Annotated in this window: 18 protein-coding genes; 8 read left to right on the top strand and 10 right to left on the bottom strand. The window is 71.3% G+C overall.

The features are described 5' to 3' along the window. Positions 1-15: 15 nt before the first annotated feature. Together ACSQ4M_RS17415 and ACSQ4M_RS17410 are read right to left on the bottom strand one after the other, a co-directional pair. The gene (locus ACSQ4M_RS17415) at positions 16-1,200 is read right to left on the bottom strand and encodes an ABC transporter substrate-binding protein (RefSeq protein WP_436190688.1); all 1,185 of its coding nucleotides are present in this window, start codon (positions 1,198-1,200) and stop codon (positions 16-18) included. Positions 1,201-1,271: 71 nt separating this feature from the next. After that, positions 1,272-2,117: a GntR family transcriptional regulator gene (locus ACSQ4M_RS17410; RefSeq protein ID WP_436190687.1), complete on the bottom strand. Its 846-nt coding sequence runs from the start codon at positions 2,115-2,117 to the stop codon at positions 1,272-1,274. A gap of 95 nt (positions 2,118-2,212) precedes the next feature. Here ACSQ4M_RS17410 and ACSQ4M_RS17405 point away from each other — a divergent pair, with 95 nt between their 5' ends. Then, positions 2,213-3,265 (top strand): aromatic ring-hydroxylating dioxygenase subunit alpha, encoded by a 1,053-nt coding sequence (locus ACSQ4M_RS17405; protein ID WP_436190686.1) that lies wholly within the window; start codon positions 2,213-2,215, stop codon positions 3,263-3,265. Between the two features lies 1 nt (position 3,266). Next, positions 3,267-4,223, top strand: a complete 957-nt coding sequence (locus ACSQ4M_RS17400) for a PDR/VanB family oxidoreductase (RefSeq protein WP_436190685.1) — start codon at positions 3,267-3,269, stop codon at positions 4,221-4,223. A 3-nt stretch (positions 4,224-4,226) separates the two neighbouring features. Here ACSQ4M_RS17400 and ACSQ4M_RS17395 read toward each other — a convergent pair whose 3' ends face one another. Genes ACSQ4M_RS17395 through ACSQ4M_RS17365 form a run of 7 tightly spaced genes read right to left on the bottom strand, consistent with a single transcriptional unit; the run spans position 4,227 to position 13,391 of the window. Further along, entirely contained in the window at positions 4,227-5,192 is a 966-nt protein-coding gene (locus ACSQ4M_RS17395) for a Bug family tripartite tricarboxylate transporter substrate binding protein (protein WP_436194032.1), read from the bottom strand. 38 nt (positions 5,193-5,230) lie between these two features. Beyond that, positions 5,231-6,484, bottom strand: coding sequence for an alkyl sulfatase dimerization domain-containing protein (locus tag ACSQ4M_RS17390; protein ID WP_436190684.1), 1,254 nt, complete (start codon positions 6,482-6,484; stop codon positions 5,231-5,233). Continuing rightward, a complete protein-coding gene (locus ACSQ4M_RS17385; RefSeq protein WP_436190683.1) occupies positions 6,481-7,821 on the bottom strand; it encodes a DUF1254 domain-containing protein in 1,341 nt (446 codons plus the stop codon). Before ACSQ4M_RS17385 ends, ACSQ4M_RS17390 begins: the two co-directional genes overlap by 4 nt. Continuing rightward, positions 7,821-9,200, bottom strand: coding sequence for a DUF1254 domain-containing protein (locus tag ACSQ4M_RS17380; protein WP_436190682.1), 1,380 nt, complete (start codon positions 9,198-9,200; stop codon positions 7,821-7,823). The genes ACSQ4M_RS17385 and ACSQ4M_RS17380 overlap by 1 nt, the downstream gene beginning before the upstream one ends. Positions 9,201-9,227: 27 nt before the next feature. Next, complete coding sequence (locus ACSQ4M_RS17375; protein WP_436190681.1) at positions 9,228-10,208, bottom strand: Bug family tripartite tricarboxylate transporter substrate binding protein; 981 nt, start codon at positions 10,206-10,208, stop codon at positions 9,228-9,230. Then, entirely contained in the window at positions 10,205-12,319 is a 2,115-nt protein-coding gene (locus tag ACSQ4M_RS17370) for an acetate--CoA ligase family protein (protein ID WP_436190680.1), read from the bottom strand. The genes ACSQ4M_RS17375 and ACSQ4M_RS17370 overlap by 4 nt, the downstream gene beginning before the upstream one ends. A gap of 16 nt (positions 12,320-12,335) precedes the next feature. Next, complete coding sequence (locus tag ACSQ4M_RS17365; protein ID WP_436190679.1) at positions 12,336-13,391, bottom strand: porin; 1,056 nt, start codon at positions 13,389-13,391, stop codon at positions 12,336-12,338. 118 nt (positions 13,392-13,509) lie between these two features. On the opposite strand from ACSQ4M_RS17365, the gene ACSQ4M_RS17360 reads away from it, so the two are divergent. Then, positions 13,510-14,229 (top strand): Crp/Fnr family transcriptional regulator, encoded by a 720-nt coding sequence (locus ACSQ4M_RS17360; protein WP_436190678.1) that lies wholly within the window; start codon positions 13,510-13,512, stop codon positions 14,227-14,229. A 15-nt stretch (positions 14,230-14,244) separates the two neighbouring features. Here the strand turns inward: ACSQ4M_RS17360 and andR are convergent, their stop codons facing one another. Next, the gene (gene andR / locus ACSQ4M_RS17355) at positions 14,245-15,240 is read right to left on the bottom strand and encodes an anthranilate 1,2-dioxygenase regulatory protein AndR (RefSeq protein WP_436190677.1); all 996 of its coding nucleotides are present in this window, start codon (positions 15,238-15,240) and stop codon (positions 14,245-14,247) included. Between the two features lie 173 nt (positions 15,241-15,413). Between andR and andAc the strand changes: the two genes are divergently transcribed. The 5 genes from andAc to ACSQ4M_RS17330 all read left to right on the top strand — a co-directional run bounded on the left by andAc (position 15,414) and on the right by ACSQ4M_RS17330 (position 19,865). Next, entirely contained in the window at positions 15,414-16,700 is a 1,287-nt protein-coding gene (andAc, locus tag ACSQ4M_RS17350; RefSeq protein ID WP_436190676.1) for an anthranilate 1,2-dioxygenase large subunit AndAc, read from the top strand. 1 nt (position 16,701) lies between these two features. Beyond that, on the top strand, positions 16,702-17,217 hold the full coding sequence (gene andAd / locus ACSQ4M_RS17345) for an anthranilate 1,2-dioxygenase small subunit AndAd (RefSeq protein WP_436190675.1): 516 nt from the start codon (positions 16,702-16,704) through the stop codon (positions 17,215-17,217). Next, positions 17,214-17,564, top strand: a complete 351-nt coding sequence (locus ACSQ4M_RS17340) for a non-heme iron oxygenase ferredoxin subunit (protein WP_436190674.1) — start codon at positions 17,214-17,216, stop codon at positions 17,562-17,564. The genes andAd and ACSQ4M_RS17340 overlap by 4 nt, the downstream gene beginning before the upstream one ends. A gap of 23 nt (positions 17,565-17,587) precedes the next feature. Next, positions 17,588-18,778 carry an ABC transporter substrate-binding protein gene (locus tag ACSQ4M_RS17335; protein WP_436190673.1) on the top strand — a complete coding sequence of 397 codons (1,191 nt, stop codon included), beginning with the start codon at positions 17,588-17,590 and terminating at the stop codon, positions 18,776-18,778. A gap of 166 nt (positions 18,779-18,944) precedes the next feature. Then, positions 18,945-19,865 (top strand): branched-chain amino acid ABC transporter permease, encoded by a 921-nt coding sequence (locus tag ACSQ4M_RS17330; RefSeq protein WP_436190672.1) that lies wholly within the window; start codon positions 18,945-18,947, stop codon positions 19,863-19,865. Positions 19,866-19,872: the final 7 nt, after the last annotated feature.

Genomic DNA, 19,872 nt, shown 5'->3' with positions numbered 1-19,872 from the left:
GCGCCCAGCCGCGGCTTACTTGGCTTTACCCGGGTCCTTGACGTCCTTGATGACGTCAAACTCCACGTTGAACAGCTGGCCGTCCTTCTTCTCGACCTTGCGCAGGTAGATGTCCTGCACGATGTCGCGCGTCTGCGCGTCGATGTAGATCTTGCCGCGCGGGCTCTCGAAGATCTGGCCCTTCATCGCGGCCAGCAGCGCATCGCCGCCGCCGGCACCCTTGGTGGTCTTGAGCGCCTCGTAGATCACGCGCATGCCGTCGTAGCCACCCACGGCCATGAAGTTGGGCCGCAGGTTCTTGTTGGCCTTTTGGAAGGCGTCGACGAACTTCTTGTTGAGCTCCGACGGGTGCGCAGCCGAGTAGTGGTGCGAGGTGACCACGCCCAGCACGCTGTCGCCCATGTCGTTGAGCTGGTCGTCGTCGGTCACGTCGCCGGTGCCGATCAGCTTGATGCCGGCCTTGTCCATGCCGCGCTCGGTGAACTGCTTCATGACGGCCGCGCCCGCGCCCGAGGGCACGAACACGAACAGCGCGTCGGGCTTCAGGTCACGCACCTTCTGCAGGAAGGGCGCGAAGTCGGGGTTGCGCATGGGCACGCGCAGCGCCTCGATGACCTTGCCGCCGTTGTTGACCATGCGCGCGTTGAAGAACTTCTCGGCGTCGATGCCGGGGCCGTAGTCGGAGACCAGCGAGACCACGGTCTTGATGTTGTTCTTGGGCGCCCAATCGGCCAGCGCGACCGAGGCCTGCGGCAGCGTGAAGCTGGTGCGCACCACATAGGGCGAGGCCTCGGTGATGCTGGAGGTGGCAGCGGCCATCACCACGAGCGGCGTCTTGCTCTGCGTGGCCAGCGGCGCCACCGCCATGGCCGAGGGCGTGATGCCCATGCCGGCCAGCACGTTGACCTTGTCGTTGACGATGAGCTCCTGCGCGAGGCGGCGCGTCTGGTCGGGCAGGCTGGTGTCGTCCTTGACGATGAGCTGCACCTTCTTGCCGGCCACGGTGTCGCCGTTCTGCGCCATGTACAGGCGGGCGGCCGCCTCGATCTGCCGGCCCGTCGTGGCCTGCTGCCCGGTCATGGGCAGGACCAGGCCGATCTTGAACACGTTGTCCTGGGCCATGGCCGGGACGGCCAGCCCGGCCAGCGCGGCGGCCGTGGCCAGGGTCAGCGCCTTGCGGCGGGTCGTGGGTGCTTGCATGTCATCTCCTTCATTGGTCTCAAAATCGAACGGTTCCAGCGCCGCTTTTGGTCGCGCATTGTGCGTTAGCTTCACCCCGCGGCGGCGTCTTTGCGTGGCCTACCGCGGCGCCGTGGTGTGGGGGGCGGCTCGGCAACGGCATCGGACGGCGCGGCCTCGGGCACCACCAGCCGCACGCCCGGCGCGCGGCCCGGCAGCGGCGCGGCCATGGCCTCGCGCAGGTTGCGCTGGGCGATGCGCGCGTGCTCGCGCAGGATGGCCTCGGCGCGCGCGCCCTCGCGCCGTGCGATGGCGTCCAGCACCTGGCGGTGCTGGTCCTGCGCCACGATCAGCATGTCGCGCGCCTGCGGCGCATGGGCCTGCTGCACCACGAAGGCCGAGGGCGAGGCGAACGGCAGGCGCACCACGCGCTCGAGTTCGCGGGCCAGCACGTCGCTGCCGGCCATGCCGTGCAGCAGGTGGTGGAACAGCTCGTTCGCCGCCACGTAGCACTGCCACTGCGCATCGTCGAGCGCGCTGTGGCGCAGCACCGCGTCGATGGCGTCGAGCGCCGCGCCGGCCTGCGCCAGCGCCTCGGCCGGCGCGCCACGCTCGGCCGCCAGCCGCGCCGACAGGCCTTCCAGCGTGCCGCGCAGTTCGATCGCATCAGCCACCTCGCGCTCGGAGAACACGCGCACGGCGTAGCCGCCGCCGGGCAGCGCCTGCAACAAACCCTCCTGCTCCAGCCGCAACAAGGCGGCGCGGATCGGCGTGCGCGACACGCCGATGCGCTCGACCAGCGCCACCTCGGCGATGCGCGCGCCGGGCGCCAGCTCGCCGGCCAGGATCAGCTCGCGCAGCCGCAGCTGGGCACGCAGCGACTGCGATCCGCCAGCATCGACGGCCTCGCGTCCATCGGGGTCTATGTATACATTCATCCGAGTAATTCGCTCTGATCCAGCCATTTTTACGCCAATTCTCTTAACTCGGTATACATTGCAACCCTAATTATTTGCACCCCACGGAGACCCGCATGTTCCCGCGCAATACCTGGTACGTCGCCTGCACGCCCGACGAAATCGACGCCAAACCCCTGGGCCGCCAGATCTGCGGCGAGCACATCGTGTTCTACCGCGGCGCCGACGGCCAGGTCGCCGCGCTGGAGGATTTCTGCCCGCACCGCGGCGCCAGGCTTTCGCTGGGCAGCGTCTGCGAAGGCCAGCTGGTCTGCGGCTACCACGGCCTCGTGATGGGCTGCGACGGCAAGACCGTCTCCATGCCCGGCCAGCGCACGGCAGGGTTCCCGAAGATCCGCGCCTTCCCGGTGGTCGAGCGCTACGGCTTCATCTGGGTCTGGCCTGGCGACGCCGCGCTGGCCGATCCGGCCACCATCCACCACCTCGAATGGGCCGAGAACCCCGACTGGGCCTACGGCGGCGGCCTGTACCACATCCAGGCCGACTACCGGCTCATGATCGACAACCTGATGGACCTCACGCACGAGACCTACGTGCACGCCAGCAGCATCGGCCAGAAGGAGATCGACGAGACGCCGGTCACGACCAAGGTGGAGAACGGCCAGGTCGTCACGAGCCGCTTCATGGACGGCGTGATGGCCCCGCCCTTCTGGCGCGCCAACCTGCGCGGCAACCACCTGCCCGACGACCAGCCCGTGGACCGCTGGCAGGTCTGCCGCTTCACGCCGCCCAGCCACATCATGATCGAGGTCGGCGTGGCGCTGGCGGGCCAGGGCGGCTACCACGCGCCAGCGGAGCAGAAGGTCTACAGCATCGTGGTGGACTTCATCACGCCCGAGACCGCCACCTCGCACTGGTACTTCTGGGGCATGGCGCGCAACTTCAACGTGAAGGACAAGGCGCTCACGGCGCAGATCCGCGAGGGCCAGGCCAAGGTGTTCGCCGAAGACACGGCCGTGCTGGAGGCTCAGCAGGCCAACATGCTGCTGCACCCCGGGCGCCGGCTGCTGATGCTCAACATCGACGCGGGCGGCGTGCAGTCGCGCAAGCTGCTCGACAAGATGATCGCCGCGGAGCAGGCAACGGCCCCCGTCGCACAGGCCGCCTGAGATGGACCAGCTCACCGTCAAGGTCCTGCGCAAGACGCAGGAGGCGCAGGACATCGCCAGCTTCGAACTCGCGCGCGTTGACGGCGGCCCGCTGCCGGCCTTCGGTGCGGGCTCGCACATCGATGTGCAGGTGCCGGGGGGCCTCACGCGCCAGTACTCGCTGTGCAACGACGACCAGGAATCGCACCGCTACCGCATCGCCGTGCTGCGCGACGCCGCCTCGCGCGGCGGCTCGCAGGGCATGCACGAGCAGGTCAAGGAAGGCGACCTGCTGACCATCAGCACGCCGCGCAACCACTTCCCGCTGGTGCGCGCCGAGCGCACGCTGCTCCTGGCCGGTGGCATCGGCGTCACGCCGCTTCTCTGCATGGCGCAGCGCCTCGCGACGCTGGGGGCCGATTTCGAACTGCACTACTGCGCGCGCTCGGCAGAGCGCATGGCCTTCCGCGCCGAGATCGCGGCCGCGCCCTGGGCGCAGCGCGTGCACTTGCACTTCGACGACGGCGAGGCCGAGCAGAAGCTCGATGCCGCCAGCCTGCTGGCCGCGCCCGCGGCCAGCACCCATGTCTACGTCTGCGGCCCGACCGGCTTCATCGACCACGTGGTCGGCACGGCCAACACCCAGGGCTGGGACAAGGCCAACGTCCACCTCGAGTACTTCGGCGCGGCGCCACAGGACACCAGCGGCGACGGCAGCTTCGAGGTGCGCATCGCCAGCAGCGGCCAGAGCGTCACCGTTGCCAAGGACCAGAGCGTGGTGCAGGCCCTGCTCGCCCACGGCATCGAGATCCTGACCTCGTGCGAGCAAGGCGTCTGCGGCACCTGCGTCACGCGCGTGCTGGAGGGCGAGTGCGAGCACCGCGACCTGTACTTCACCGATGAGGAAAAGGCTGCAAACGACCAGTTCACGCCCTGCTGCTCGCGTGCGAAGAGCGCGGTGCTGGAGCTGGACCTGTAGCCCTTATTCCAGCTGCAGGCCGATCGACTTCACGAGTGCGGCCCAATCGCGCAGGTCCTGCGCGATGGTCGCGCCGAACTGCCCGGGCGTGGTCTGCGGCAGGTCGTTGAAGTTCAGCTCGCGCATGCGCTGCACCACGGCCCGGTCCTGCAGCGCTGCGTTGACCGCCTCGTTGAGCTTGTGCACGACCGCAGGCGGCGTCTTCGCTGGCGCAAACAGCCCGTACCAAGCGTAGTTGTGGAACGGAAACCCGGCCTCGGTCATGGTCGGCACGTCCGGCAGCATGGGCAGGCGCGAGGGCCCGCTGTTGGCCAGCGCCTTCAGCCGGCCGGCGCGCACGATCTCCACCGTCGAAGAGGTGTCCGCGAACGCCGCGTCCACCTGCCCGCCGATCAGGTCGTTCACGCAGGGGCTGCTGCCCTTGTAGGGCACGTGGACCATCACGATGCCGGCCTGCTTCTTCAGGCTCTCCATCGCCAGGTGGCCGCCCGAGCCCGCGCCCCACGAGCAATAGCTGAGCTTGTCGGGCCGCGCCCGGGCGTAGTCCACGAACTCCTGCAGCGTCGTGACCGGCAGGTCCTTGCGCACCAGCAGCAGGTTGCCGCCACGGCCGACCTGGGCGATGGGAACCAGGTCCTTCTGCGGGTCGAAGGGCAGCTTGCGGTACAGGCTGGGGTTGACCACCACCGAGGCCGCGTAGGTGAACAGCAGCCGGTAGCCGTCGGGTGCGGCGCGCGCGCCGGCCTCCACGCCCAGGATGCCGTTGGCGCCGGGCCGGTTGTCGACCACGAAGCTCTGGCCCAGGCGCCGGCCCAGCGCATCTGCGATCACGCGCGCGATGGTGTCGGTGCCGCCGGCCGCGGCGGTCGGCACCACCAGCGTGACGGGCTTGTCGGGGTAGGCCTCGGCTGCCCAGGCTTGCGGCAGCAGCGCCCCGCAGACGGCCACCACCAGTGGCGCGCAGCGCATGAACCAACGGTGCATGGTTTGTCTCCTCATCTGGATGTTCATCGGATGCTGAACCTTGCCTGTGTGCCTTGCTCGAGCATGTCGGCGCTGACCTGGTACAGGTTGCGCGACACATAGCTCTCCACCTGGGCCGCCCGCGCACGCAGCCAGCCGGCCTTGAGCGCGCGTGCCTCCCCTATCTCGGGCGCATCGCCGCCGGCCGTGGCCAGCAGGTCGATCACGTGCAGCGCCAGCTGCGTGCGGCCCTGGGCGGCCAGCGCGCGGGCCTGGCGGACCACGGCGCCCTTGTCGGCGATCGCATCGGCCACGGCCTGGCCCACGGCCTCGGGCGGCTCCGGGTGCAGCGAGGTCGGGTTGCGGTCCCACCAGCCGTTCTCCGAACGGTAGATGTCGCGCACGATGTAGCTGGGGTCGCCGTAGGAGGGCTTCATCCAGGGCACGCCGAACAGCTCGTCCGGAAAACGGATGCGCGCCAGCAGTTCGCGCTCGCCCAGGCCCTCGTTCAGGCCCCGCACCACCTCGGCGCGCAGCCAGCGCAGCGCCTTGGCCGTGTGCGAGAGCACCTGCCGCACCTGCGCCTCGCCCTCGATGGTGGGGCCGAACTCGCGCACCGCCAGCCGCGCGCCCAGGGCGGCCAGCGTCTCCAGCGTGTCGGCCCAGCGTACCGTGTCGCGCAGCGTGCGGAACGGCGTGCCGATGTTGGGGATCGAGTCGATCAGCGCCGCGCCGCCGTACAGCACGCGCTGCGCCGGGCTCCACAGCGCGATCGCGTCGTCGGTCTCCGAGGGCGCCCAGCGCAGCTCCACGCGCTGCGCGCCCTGGCCCACCACCAGCAGCTCGTCGAAGGTCTCGGTCGGCTCGTGCATCGGCATGCGGTGCTCGAAGAAGCCCGGCCGCCGCCTGAACTGGATCTCGGCCATGCGCTGCTGCAGCGCATGCGTCTCGCGGTAGCGCGCCAGGCGGCGGCGCACGTTGCGGTGCGCGATCACGCGCGGCGGCGGTTCGCCGCGCGCGGCCGCATGGGCCAGCCACTGCGGCAGGCCGGCGTTGTAGCCGATGTGGCCATGGCCGAAGCACAGCGCGTGCAGCGGCGCGTCGGACAGCTGCCGCACGGCCTCCACCATGCCCTGCGTGACCGCGCCGCCCGGCCCGGTGTCGACGACGACCAGGCCGGCGTCGGTCTCGGCCACGAAGGACTGGCCCTGGCCGCGCAGGATGTGCAGGCCCGGCGCCACGGTCTCGGTGCCGCTGCCGACGATCAGGAAAGGCTTTTCGGCGGTTTCGGTGTTCATGTGTTGACCTCCACAGGGGTGACGGGCGGCAGCGCATAGCGCCCGTCCAGCAGTTCGGCGCGCGGCAGGTAGGCGCGCAGGCACAGGTAGAAGCCGCCCGGCGGTGCCGGCAGCCAGTTGGCGCGCGCGGCCGCATCGGCCGGCGGCGCGTGCGCGATGTGCAGCGTGAGGCCGCCGTCGGCGTCGCGCCGCAGGCCGGGCGTGCGGTCGCCGATGGCGTAGCGGTCGATCAGGTTGTCGACCAGCATGTAGTCGCGGCTGTCGTACAGCGTGATCGACCAGAACGCGTCGACCGGCGGCAACGCGCCGGGCGGGAAGTGCAGGCGGTAGCGCCGGCTGCCGTCCAGCGCCTGGCCCGCGCCGTCGCGCCAGGCGATCGGATAGGTCGCCTCGCGGCTCTCCAGCATGCCGATGTACTTGAGCGCCACCAGCGCACGCAGCAGGTCGTCGCCGCCGAAGCTGCCCTCCACCACCGGCATCAGCGTCCAGCCGGCCGGGCTCACCTGGCCGGCCTGCCGGGCGCGCAAGGCCGGCAGCACCCGGTCCAGCGCGGCCTGCAGCGCCGCGCGCTGCGGCGCACCGAGCGGCCCGGCACCGGGCGCGATGCCCAGCGGCGCGTAGCGTGCGAAGCGCGCGGCCTCGTGCGCGGGCGGCGGGTTCTCGCGCAGCGCCTGGCCGACCTGCGCGGCGAAGCCCCCGGCATCCAGCGGCGCCTTGGGGTCGCAGGCCGGGTCGAAGGCCAAAGGATGCGGCGTGGCGCCGCCCATGCCGGCCCGCCAGTCGGCCAGCGGCCGCACCGTGAAGCCGTCCTGCAGCGCATGGACGGCGGCCAGGTCCTGCGGGCCGTCGACCAGGATGCGGCCGATGGCCCACAGCCAGCGCGTGGGCGCCGCGATGTGGGCGCCGGGCGCGTCGAAGCCTGTCGGCAGCGCGCCGGCCCAGCCCGGCGGCGTGAGCAGGAAGGCCCGCGCCTGCGTGCCCGTGCAGCGCTGGCCGATGTGGGCGAAGGGCTCGGTGTAGAAGTCCAGCAGGCCCAGCACGTAGTAGCGTCCGGCCGTGTCGGGCACCTCGAGCACGAGCGGCCCGGCGCCGAGGTCGAGCCAGGCGTTGGTGTACAGCGTGTCGTTGTTGGGCGTGACCACGCGGCTCTTGCCGGCGCGCAGCAGCTCGCGCGCATGCGTGAACACGTTGCACCAGCGCTGGCCTTCGGGCGCCGCGCCGGCCGCCTCGATGCGGCGCGGCGAGGTGGCGGCCCGCATGCGGCACATCTCGTACAGCGGATAGGTGGCGAGCACGGCCTCGTCGGCCAGCGCGCGGTCCGGGTCGGTGTGTGCCATTAGGCCTCCTGTGCTTGCAAGGCCGGGATGCGCCAGCTGCGCACGCCCTCGCGCGGGTGGTACAGCCGCAGGATCAGGTAGAACGGGCCGGCCGGCGTGGGCAGCCAGTTGGTGGTGCGCGCGGGCGGCGCATGGGAGAAATCGATCTGCAGGCTGCCGTCGGGCTCGCGCTGCAGGCCCGGCGTGCGGTCGCCGATGGAATGCCGGCGCGCCGCGTTGCGGTACAGGAAGCGGTCGGCGTCGTACAGCGTGACCGACCAGAACGCATCGGCCGGCGGCATCTCGTCGGCCGCGAAGCGCAGACTGTAGCGCCGCCGCCCGTCCAGCGGCGCGTGCTCGGCATCGAAGTGGCCGGCGCCATACAGCGCCTCGTCGGTCGCCAGCGCACCCAGGCCGATGTAGGCGGTCAGCGCGCGCGCAAGGTAGTCGCTGCCGTAGCGGCCCGCGCGCGCGGCCAGCACCCAGGGCCGGGCGCGCCGGCTGCGCGCGGCGGCCGCGACCAGGGCCACGCCTTCGGCAAAGCCCTCGACCAGGCCGGCGCGCAGCGGGGCCTCCATGGCGTCCCAGGCCAGTTGGGTGCCGGCCACCAACCCGGCCTGTCCGAACCAGGCCACCAGGCCCTGGTCTTCGGTGCGGCCCGGCGCGTCGGCGAGCGCACGGCACAGGTTGGCGAAGAACAGCGGCGCCACCTGCGCGGCCGGCTGGCCCCGCTCGAAGCAGGCCGCCATGGTGTCGACCGGCGCGCCCTCCCAGGCATCGACGCCACGTGGTCGCCGCCCGGTCGGCGTGCCCGGCGCGGGTGCGAGCCGGATCTCGGCCTGCAGCGCACGCGCGGCCGGCCAGTCGGCTTCGTCGCCGGCCAGGATGCGGCCGATCAGCCAGACCAGCTTGGTCGGGCAGCGCACCACGCGGTGGCCGGCCAGCGCCTCGGGCACGGGGCCGCCCGGCCCCACCAGCACGACCGTCTCACCCGCGGCCGCACAGTTGCGCGGGCCGAGGTTCTCGAAGTTCTCGGTGGTGGCGTCGTACAGCGCCAGCACGAAGTAGCGGCCCGGGTGCGCGGCCGAGGACGGCACCGTCAGCAGGCGCGGCCCGTCGCCCAGATGGATCCAGCCCGTGCTGTAGAGCAGGTCGTTGGCCGGCGTGACGATGTCGCGGTCCTGGTCGGTCGAGGGCCGCGGGCTGTGGTGCAGCTGGTCGATCGGCATGCGCGCGTCCGAGCCCTGGTCGGGACCGGCCGTAGCCGCCGAGGTCTGCAGCCGGCAGGTGCGCAAGGACTCGACCAGCGGGTAGCCGTAGACGAAGGCCGACAGGCCGATGGCGCGGGCCTGGGCCTGCCGCGCCGCGGCCAGCGCAGCGGAGGATGGTGTGGTGCTCATGGGGGTGTGTCTCCTGGTGTGGGGTGTTCAGTCCAGCTTCACGCCGGTGGCCTGGATCAGCCGCAGCGTGACGGGCAGCGACTGGCGGTAGGCCGCCGCCGCCTGCTCGGGCGTGTTGCCGACCGGCTCGGCGCCGAGCTCCTCGATGCGCCGGCTGACCTCGGGCTGGTGCACGACCTCGGCCACGGCGCGGCCGAGCCTGGCCACCACGGCATCGGGCGTGCGGGCCGGCACCATCAGCGAGGTCGGGCCGGTCTGCGTGTAGACCTCGTCGGGGTAGCCCTGCTCGGCGAAGGTCGGCACCGCGGGCAGCGCCCGCGCGCGCCGCGGGCCGGCCACGGCCAGCGCGCGCAGCTTGCCGGCGGCGATGTAAGGCTGCAGCGTGGTGACGGAGCCCACGGTCATCTGGATGGTGCCGGCGATCAGGTCGATCGCCATGGGCCCTTCGCCCTTGTAGGGCACGTGCAGGGTCTGCAGGCCGTAGGTCCTGTCCATGTAGACCTGGATCTGGTGCGGCTGCGTGCCGGGGCCCCAGGACCCCATCGCGTAGCGCCCCGGGGCCTGCCGCAGCACGGCCAGCAGGCTCTTGAAGTCGTGCGCCGGCACCGAGGGGTGGACCGCCAGCACGGTGCGCATGGTCGCGACGTCCGAGACCATGCGCAGGTCGGTGCGCGGGTCGTAGGGCAGCTTGCTGTACAGCGAGAGGTTGGCGGCCACGGGCGCCGGCGTGGTCAGCAGCAGCGTGTGGCCGTCGGGCGCGCTCTTGGCCACATGGTCGGTGCCGATGATGCCGCCCGCGCCGCTGCGGTTCTCCACCACCACGGGCTGGCCCAGCTTCCTGGCCAGGCCTTCGGCCAGCAGCCGCGCCAGCGTGTCGGTCGAGCCGCCGGGCTGGTACTGCACGACGATGCGGATCGGCCTGGACGGGTAATCGGCCTCGGCTGCGCCGAGCCCGCCCAGGGGCAGCAGCGCCAGCGCACCGCACAGCAGGCGGCGGCGGCGCGTCATGCGGCGCTCCCGACGACCAGCGCGTCCACCGCCACGCAGCCGCCCTCGCCCGCCGGCCGTGCAATCAGCGGGTTGATCTCGGCGCTGGCCAGCGTGTCGCCGGCGCGCAGCGCGAAGTCCGCAAGCGCCTGCAGCGCGGCGGCCAGGGCGTCCCGGTCCACCGGCGGCCGGCCGCGCGCGCCGTCCAGGATGGCGGCTCCGCGCAGCTCGCGCAGCATGGCCTGCGCGTCGCCCGGCGCCAGCGGCAGCGGGCGCAGCACCACGTCGCGCAGCGTCTCCACATGGATGCCGCCCAGGCCGAACATGAGGATGGGGCCGAACACCGGGTCGCGGTGCACACCGGCGATGCATTCCACACCGCCGCCGTCCACCATGCGGGCCACGAGCGCACCCTCCAGCCGCGCAGCGGGCAGCGCGGCCTGGGCACTGGCGCGCGTGCGTTCGAACGCAGCGCGCACCTGGGCCGCGCCCTGCAGCCGCAGCGCCACGCCGCCCACGTCGGACTTGTGCGCGATGTCGGCGCTGACCACCTTCACGGCGACCGCGCCGCCCAGGGCCTCGGCCGCCGCCGCGGCTTCGTCGGCGCTGTGCACCACACGGTGGGCCACCACGGGCAGGCCGGCCTCGGCCAGCAGCGCGAGCGCGGCCGGCTCGGACAGCGCGCCGGGCGATAGCGCCACCGCCGGGCCGGTGGCCGGTGCGGCCGGCGCCGCTGCGCCGGGTTGGGGCAGGCCGGCCAGCGCCGCGACCGTGCGGATGCCGTCCGAGGGGTCGGCGAACACCAGGCAGCGCATCGCCTCCAGCTCGGCGCGGCGCTCGGGTGCCAGCAGCGTGCTGACGGCCAGCAGCGTGTCGGGGTAGGCCTCGCGCAGCGCCGCCACCAGCGAACGCAGCACGGGCCAGAATGCATCGGAAGCACCGGCGGCCGCGAGAAAGCCCATCCAGGTGGCGAAGCGCTGGTCGTCCAGCATCAGGCGCGCAGCACGCTCCATGAGCGACAGGTCGTTGGTGACCTGGCCCGTGATGTCCACCGGGTTGCGCGGCGCCGCGAACGGCACCCAGTCGCGCAACCGGTTCTGCGCGGCCTCGCCGAGCGGCCGCACCTCCAGGCCCTGGGCCGAGGCGTCGTCGGCCATCAGCGCACCGACGCCGCCCGACAGCGTGAACAGGCCGATGGAACGGTCGCGCGGGCGCCCGGCCACGGCCGCGCTGTGGGCCAGGTCGAAGAACTCGGTCAGCGTGCGGGCACGCAGCACGCCGTGGCGGCGGAACACCGCGTCGTAGACGGCGTCGTCGCCGGCCAGCGCGGCCGTGTGCGAGGCCGCGGCCTGGGCGCCGAGCGCGGTGCTGCCCACCTTGACCATGACCACCGGCTTGCCCGCCGCCCGGGCCAGCGCCAGCGCGGCCTGCAGCCGCGGGCCGTCGCGGCAGCCCTCCATGTAGCCCATGATCACGTCGGTGCCGGGGTCCTGCGCCAGCCAGGCCAGGCAGTCGGCCAGCTGCACGTCGGCTTCGTTGCCGGTGGTGGCCCACAGCGACAGGCCGACGCCGCGGGCACGTGCCATCGCATAGGCGTAGGCGCCGAACGCACCCGACTGGCTGACCAGCCCGATGCGGCCGGGCTGCACGCGGCCCACGTTGGGCGCCGGCGAGAAGGTGGCGTACACATGGCGCGCCACGTTCATGAAGCCCAGGCAGTTGGGCCCGATCAGCCGCACACCGGCGGCGCGGGCCCTGGCGCCCAGGCGCGCCTGCGCCGCCGCGCCCTCGGCGCCGACCTCGGCGAAGCCCGAGGAGAACAGCACCACGCCTTTGGCGCCGGCCTGCACGGCGTCGTCGAAGGCGCTGTCCACGAGCGGCGCGGGCACGGCCAGGATCGCCAGGTCCACCGGCTGGCCGATGGCCTGCATGCTGGGCCAGGCCGGCAGGTCCTGGATGCGCTCCGCGCGCGGATTGACCGGGTAGACGGCGCCGTCGAAGCCGAAGCGGCGCTGGTAGTCGATCGGGATGCCGCCGATCTTCTGCGCGCTGCTCGATGCGCCGACCACCGCGATCGCACGCGGTGCGAACAGCGCGGACAGCGCGGCGTGCTGGGATGCGAAGAGGTCCATGCGATGGGCTCCGGGGTCAGAAGTTGTGGCGGATGCCGGCGGCCAGCACGCGCACGCCGTTGCCGCTGTCGGCCACGACTGGCACGCCGGCCAGCGTGGCCGAGGCGCCACCGCGGTTGGCCAGCCCCAGCCAGCGCGCATACAGCGCCGTGCGCTTGCTCAGGTGGTGGTCGTAGCCCAGCGTCCAGGCGAACTGCGCACGGTCGCTGCCGCTGACCTTGCGCTGGGCGGCTTCGAGGATGAGGCTGGACACCGGCGTCACGGGGTAGGAGGCGCCGAGGCTGAAGAGGCGCGCATCGGGCGCCGCCGCATGGCGGACCGTGGTGCGCATGGCATGGGCGTAGAGCGTCAGCTCGGCGAACTGGTAGCTCGCGCTGAGTGCGTGGTAGGTGGTGACCGCCGGCACGGCCACCGGCGCGGCGGCGGTGCCGGAGCGCGCGCGCTGGAAGCCATAGGCCACGTACCAGGGCTTGCGCGACCAGCCGAAGGTGGCGCCCTTGAACTCGCCGCTGCGCCGGCTCGGCTCCGCCGCCTTGCTGGGCGCATAGGCGATGTCCGCGAGGAAGGGGCTGCCGGCGGGCGTGCGGTAGCGCAGCATGCCGCTGGCGCGCGCCGCGAACGGGGTGATGCCGCGCTGCGCATCGGTGGCCGACACCAGGTTCAAGGGCGAGAACACGGCGTTCACGCCGTAGGGATCGGCCCTGAACAGCGTGTAGAACATCGGCGTGTACATGCGGCCCGCGTCGATCTGGCCCCAGGGGCCGGAGATGCCCACGAAGGCCTGGCGCGAGAACGCCAGGCCTGGGCCGGGCAGCGTGCCGGCACCGGTCTCGGGGTCGTGGCCGGCCTCCAGCAGGAAGTGCGCGTCCAGGCCGCCGCCCAGGTCCTCGGTGCCGCGAAAACCGATGCGCGACGCGGTGTGGCCGCCCTCCTTGAGCCCCGTGGTGGCGACCCCGCCCGAACTGGCCCGCGAGAGGGCCAGGTCGACCGTGCCGTAGATGGACACGCTGCCCTGCGCCCAGGCGCCGCCACAGGCCGCGAGCGCGAGGACCGCGCCAGCTGTCTTGTTCATCCGTCTTGTCTCCGTTGGTGTGTTGCCGCCCAACGATAGAAATGCCGGCCGAACGAATCTGTCAACGCGTTGACAGATTTGCGAACATCGCGCCCGGGAGAACCCTGTGATGCCACCCATGTCCACCACCGCCGACGCCACCGACAGCCGCACGCTGATCGCCCGTGCGCTGCGCCTGATCGAGCTCTTCAGCAGCTGGCCCGAGCAGCGGCTGGACGAGCTCATGCGCTCGGCCCGGCTGGAGCGCTACACGCGGCGCACGCAGTTGCTGTCGCAGGACCCGCGCAAGCGCGAACTGATGGCCGTGGTCTCGGGCTGCCTGGAGATCAGCAGCAGCCCGCAAGGCCGCAAGTACGTCAACGCGCTGCTCGGGCCGGGCCAGGTGGCGCCGCTGGTCCGCCTGCTGGAGGACGTGCCGCTGCCCTATGACTACCACGCCCACGAGGACTCGGTGATCGTGCACCTGCCCAGCGACGCCGTGGTCGCCGTGCTGGACGCCGAGCCCGTGCTGTGGCGCGGCGTGGCCCGGCTGGGCCTGCGGCGCCAGCGCCAGAGCATCGCGCTGCTGCAGAACCAGATGCTGGCGCCCGTGCCCGGCCGCGTGGCGGCCACGCTGCTGAGCCTGGCGGAGCTCTACGGCGCCCAGCAGGACCAGGGCGGGCTGGACCTGCGCGTGCGGCTGTCGCAGAACGACCTGGCCTCCATGCTGACGCTGTCCCGGCAGACCATCAACAAGGAACTGGGGCGCCTGGTCGCGCAGGGCGTGATCGAGCTCAGCTACAAGCGCATCGCCATCCTCGACGCGCAGGCCCTGCGCCGCATCGCGACCACGCCCTGAAGCGCAGGCCCGGGCTCAGCCGGCCTGGCGCAGCGTGGCCGAGGGCGCCTCGCCGAAGCGCTGCGCATAAGCCTGGGCGAAGCGGCCCAGGTGCGTGAAGCCGCAGTCCAGTGCGACCGTGGCCACCGTGGTGTCGGCCTGCGGCTCGCGCAGCCGGCGGTGCGCCACATCCAGCCGCAGCTCGCGCAGGTACTGCATGGGGCTGCAGTCGCGCGCCTGCTGGAAGGCCTCCTGCAGCGTGCGCACGGGCACGCCGGCGGCCTCGGCGATGTCGGCCATGCGCAGCGGCGCGTCGGCGTGCGCGCGCATGTAGGCCTCGGCGCGGCGCACGCAGGCACGGCCGCCTTGTCCTTTGCGCAGCATCGGGGCAGCAGGCAGCTCCTGCCAGGGCTGGCCGGCCAGCAGCAGCTGCACCAGCAGTCGCTCCATCTCCAGCGCCACCAGCGGGTGCGCATGCACGGCCGCCAGCATGGCTTCGGCATTGAGCAGCAGGTGCAGTTGCTGCAGCCAGGCCTGCAGCGCGGGGCGGCGCAGGTCGAAGGCGGTGTCGAAGCGGATCGGCCGGCCGGCATGCGCCTCCAGCATGCGGCGGTCCAGCCGCAGCACCAGCTGCTCGGCATCGGCCGACAGCGCCGCCAGGAAGCGCTCGCCGGGGGCGCAGGCCAGGCCCTGCAGGCCATGCGTCTGCAGCGCCTGGCCGCCCACCAGCGTGTCGGCCTGGCCGCGCAGGCAAAACATCAGCAGGTGGTAGTCCTGCACATGCTCCACGTCCACGCGCATGGCCTCGCCGAAGGCGATGGTGCCGATGCCGATGCCGCCCACGCTGAGGTAGTCCATGTGGGCGCGTCCGCCGTGGGCGCGCGCGATGGGCTGCAGGCCGTGCGGCTGCATCACGCGCGAGATGCGTTCGCGCGTGTCTTCCAGGTCGTCGGATTCGAACAGGCGGCGCGCGCGCAGCAGCGCGGGCTCGAACGCGGCAGGCGTGGCTGGACGGAAGGTCTGGCTGGGCAACACGGCTTGATCTGGCGCAAGAAGCGCGCCAGCACGCCGTGGCCGCAGATGCCTGCGCAAAACGGACAGCCGCCGCCTGCCGCCGCGCAAAGCGGATAGCCAGCGCCCCCGGTGTCTTCCAAGATTGGCCCCACCAGCCGCCCCGGTGCGGCGCATGCCACGAGGACCCACCCATGAACCACCCCGTCGACATCAGTGCACTGAAATCGATCAAAGCCACGGCCGAGACGGCCCAGCTGGTGCATTTCCCGCAGGCCGACGGCTCGCGCGTGCCCTACGAAGTCTTCAGCTCGCAGAAAGTCTTCGAGCGCGAGCAGGAACGCATCTACCGCGGCCCGACCTGGAGCTTCGTCGCGCTGGACGCCGAGATCCCCAACGCCGGCGACTACAAGAGCAGCTTCGTCGGCGACACGCCCGTGGTCGTCACGCGCACCGAGGACGGCGGCGTGGCCGCCTGGGTCAACCGCTGCGCGCACCGCGGCGCCATCGTCTGCCGCAACGCGCGCGGCAACGCCACCTCGCACACCTGCGTCTACCACCAATGGAGTTTCGACACGCGCGGCAACCTGCAGGGCGTGCCGTTCCGGCGTGGCCAAAATGGTGCACCGGGCATGCCGGCCGACTTCAACCCCAAGAACCACGGCCTGCGCCAGTTGCGCGCCGAAAGCTACAAGGGCCTGGTGTTCGCCAGCTTCAGCGCCGAAGCGCCGCCGCTGCCCGAGTACATCGGCCCGCAGATGGCGCCCTGGGTCGACCGCGTCATGCACAAACCGGTGGTGTACCTCGGTTGCACGCGCCAGTACGCGCGTTCGAACTGGAAGCTCTACTACGAGAACGTCAAGGACCCGTACCACGCCAGCCTGCTGCACCTGTTCCACACCACCTTCAACATCTTCCGCGTGGGCATGAAGGCGCGCTCCATCGCCGACGTGCGGCACGGCCTGCACAGCATCATCACCGCGACCAAGGTCGACGAGAGCGACACCGCCACGGCCTACAAGCAGCAGGCCATCCGCTCCATGGACGAAGGCTTCCACCTCGAAGACGACTCGGTGCTGGGATTCGTCTCGGAGTTCGAGGAAGACTGCACCAACCACATCCAGACGATCTTTCCGCAGCTGGTGCTGCAGCAGATCCACAACACGCTGGTGGCGCGCCAGGTGCTGCCCAAAGGGCCGGGCGAGTTCGAGCTGGTGTTCCATTTCTTCGGCTACGCCGACGACACGCCCGAGCTGCGCGCGCTGCGCATCAAGCAGGCCAACCTGGTCGGCCCGGCCGGCTACATCTCGATGGAAGACACCGAGGCCACCGAACTGGTGCAGCGCGGCACGGCGCGCGATGTCGATGCCACCTCGGTCATCGAGCTGGGCCGCTCCGACCCGACGCGCGAGGACACCATGGTCACCGAGAACCTGATCCGCAAGTTCTGGACCGGCTACCAACAGCTGATGGGCTACTGAGATGGACACGACGCTGGCAGAACGCCCCACCACCGCTGCATCGCTCGACAGCCTGCTGCTCTGGTTCGAGATCCACCAACTCAACGAGCGCTACTGCGCCGCGCTGGACAACGACCGGCTCGAGGAATGGGCCACGCTGTTCACCGAGGACTGCCTCTACGAGATCGTGCCCAAGGAGAACGCCGACCTTGGCCTGCCCATCGGCCTCATCCACTGCAACAACCAGCGCATGCTGCGCGACCGTGTGGTCTCGCTGCGCCACGCCAGCATCTACGAGGACCACAGCTGCCGCCACATGAGCAGCGGCCTGGTGCTGCAGCAGCAGGCTGACGGCAGCGTGCAGGCTGAATCCAGCTACGTGGTCATCCAGACCCGCACCAACGGCGAGAGCTTCGTCTACCAAGCCGGCCGCTACCTCGACCGCATCGTGCGCACGCCCCAGGGCTGGCGCTACGCCCAGCGCAGGGTCATCTACGACACCTCGCGCGTCATCACCCTCCTGGCCACGCCGATATGAGCACGGACACCACCACCATCCTGCAGCCCGCGACCTGGACCGACGTGGGCGAACCCGACGACTTTCCGGACGGCGCGGTCTGGCCCGTCGTGGCCGGTGGCATGCCGATTGCTATGTTCCGGCAAGGGGAGTCGCTGCATGCGCTGCACGACCTGTGCACGCACGGCAACGCCCGGCTGTCGGACGGCTACGTCGAGGACGGCCGCATCGAATGCCCGCTGCACCAGGGCCTGTTCGACATCTGCACCGGCGCGGCCTGCGGCGGCCCGGTGACCGAGGGCGTGCGCAGCTACCCGGTCCGCGTGCGCGACGGCCGCGTCGAAGTCGCCACACCGCTTCTCCCCTGATCTGTCCATCCCACGGAGTGTCCATGCCCGCATCGAAGAGTCTTTCCCATCTGCGCCACGCTGGCGTTGTCCTCGCGCTGGCGCTGGCCGCCAACGCCGCCCTGGCCGCGGACCCGATCAAGGTCGGCCTGGCGCTGGACATCTCCGGCCCGTTCGCGGCCGGCGGCGCCGAGACGCGCGACGCGATCAACCTGGCCATCAAGCTGCTGGACGGCAAGCTCGGCGGCTACCCGGCCGAGTTCCTGCAGGCCGACACGGCCGGCAGTCCGGACCAGGCCAAGCAGGTGGTCGACCGCTTCATCCAGCAGAACAAGATCGACTTCTTCACCGGCCCCACGCCATCGAACGTGGCGCTGGCCGTGGGCCCTGCCCTGTTCGCGGCCAAGGTGCCCTTCATCACGAGCAATCCTGGCCCCAGCCAGTACGCCGGCGCGCAGTGCAACCCCTTCTTCTTCGGCCAGAGCTACCAGAACGACACCTGGGACGAAGCCGCAGGCCAGTGGGCCACCGACAAGGGCCTGAAGACCTCGTTCATCGTCGCCCCCAACTATCCCGCGGGCCGCGACCACCTGACCGGCTACAAGCGTTTGTACAAGGGCGAGGTGGTGGCCGAGGTCTACACCAAGGTCGGCCAGCTGGACTACGCGGCCGAACTCGCGCAGATCCGCGCCGCCAAGCCGCAGGCCGTGTACTTCTTCCTGCCCGGCGCCATGGGCATCAACTTCATCAAGCAGTTCGTGGCGGCCGGCCTCTCGCGCGACATCCAGCTCGTCACCGGCCCGGCCTCAGCCGACGAGGACACGATCGCCGCCGTGGGCGAGCCCATGCTGGGACTGTTCTCCACCTCGCAGTATTCGCACGACGTGCCGAACCCGGCCAACCAGAAGTTCGTCGCCGAGTTCCGCAAGGCCTACAAGCGCTACCCGACCTTCTACGCCGCCCAGGCCTACGACGCCGTGATGGCCATGGACGCCGCCGCGCGTGACACCAAGGGCAATGTGAAGGACAAGGCCGCCGTGCTCAAGGCGCTCAAGGCCGCCAACTTCCAGTCCATCCGCGGGCCGTTCAAGTACGGCAACAACAACTTCCCGATCCAGGACTACTACCTGCGTGTGATCGGCAAGGACGCCGAGGGCCACATCACGAACAAGACGCTGTCCACGCCTTTGAAGGGCTACCAGGACGCCTACCACCAGCTCTGCAAGATGAAATAGGCCCACCCTCGTTTCTTGCTCACTTCGTGTAGCCGAATCCTCCCTCAAGGGAGCAACACCTGCGGCCCGGCAGAGCCGGTTCCGCGGTGTTCCCGAACGGTCTTCGCTGCGCTCGCCGGTTGCAGCGCAGTGCGGGCGCAGAAGGTCCAACACCTACACACGATCGATGACATCCACACTCTTCACCGAACAGATGCTCAACGGCATCGGCTACGGCCTGATGCTGTTCCTGCTGGCCGCCGGGCTCACGCTGGTGTTCGGCATCATGGACGTCATGAACCTGGCGCACGGCTCGCTGTTCATGGGCGGGGCCTACGTGGCAGCCAGCGTGCACACGCTCACCGGTTCCTTCATCGGCGCGCTGCTCGCGGCGCTGGCCGTGGTGGTGCTGGTGGCGCTGGCGCTCGAAGCCCTGCTGGTGCGCCGGCTCTACGGCCGCGACCACCTGTCGCAGGTGTTGGCCACCTTCGGCATCATCCTGATCGCCGACGACCTCGTGAAGATGGCCTGGGGCCCCTCGCCCATCATGGCCTCGGCACCGGCCGCGCTGGCCGGCCCGGTGGAGCTGATCCCCGGCCTGCCCTACCCGGCCTACCGCTTCGTGATCATCGCGGCCGGCGTGCTGGTGGCGCTGGGGCTGTATCTGCTGGTCAACCACACGCGCGTGGGCATGCTGGTGCGCGCCGGCGCCTCGAACCGCGCCATGGCCGAGTGGATGGGCGTGCGCGTGGACCGCGTGTTCTCGCTCGTCTTCCTGCTCGGCGCGGCGCTCGCGGCACTGGCCGGCGCGCTGATGGGGCCGCTCACGGCCGTGCAGGTCGGCATGGGCGAGGAGATCCTGATCCCCTCGCTGGTGGTGCTCGTGATCGGCGGCATCGGCTCGGTGCGCGGCGCTTTTGTGGCGGCCATGCTGGTCGGGCTGGTGGACACCATCGGCCGCGCCTTCGTGCCGATGGCGCTGCGCAGCGTGCTGCCGCCTACGCTGGTGTCCGACCTGGCGCCGCTGATCGCGGGTCTGGCCACCTACGCGCTGATGGCCGGCGTGCTCGCCTTCAAGCCCACCGGCCTGTTTCCCGCACGAGGCTGAACGCTCC

Origin of the sequence: Pseudorhodoferax sp. LjRoot39, assembly GCF_964253035.1 — a bacterium.
Taxonomy (GTDB): Bacteria; Pseudomonadota; Gammaproteobacteria; order Burkholderiales; family Burkholderiaceae_C; genus Pseudorhodoferax.
Note: the sequence above shows the minus strand (reverse complement) of the source record. Positions and strands in the feature narration are given on the sequence as shown.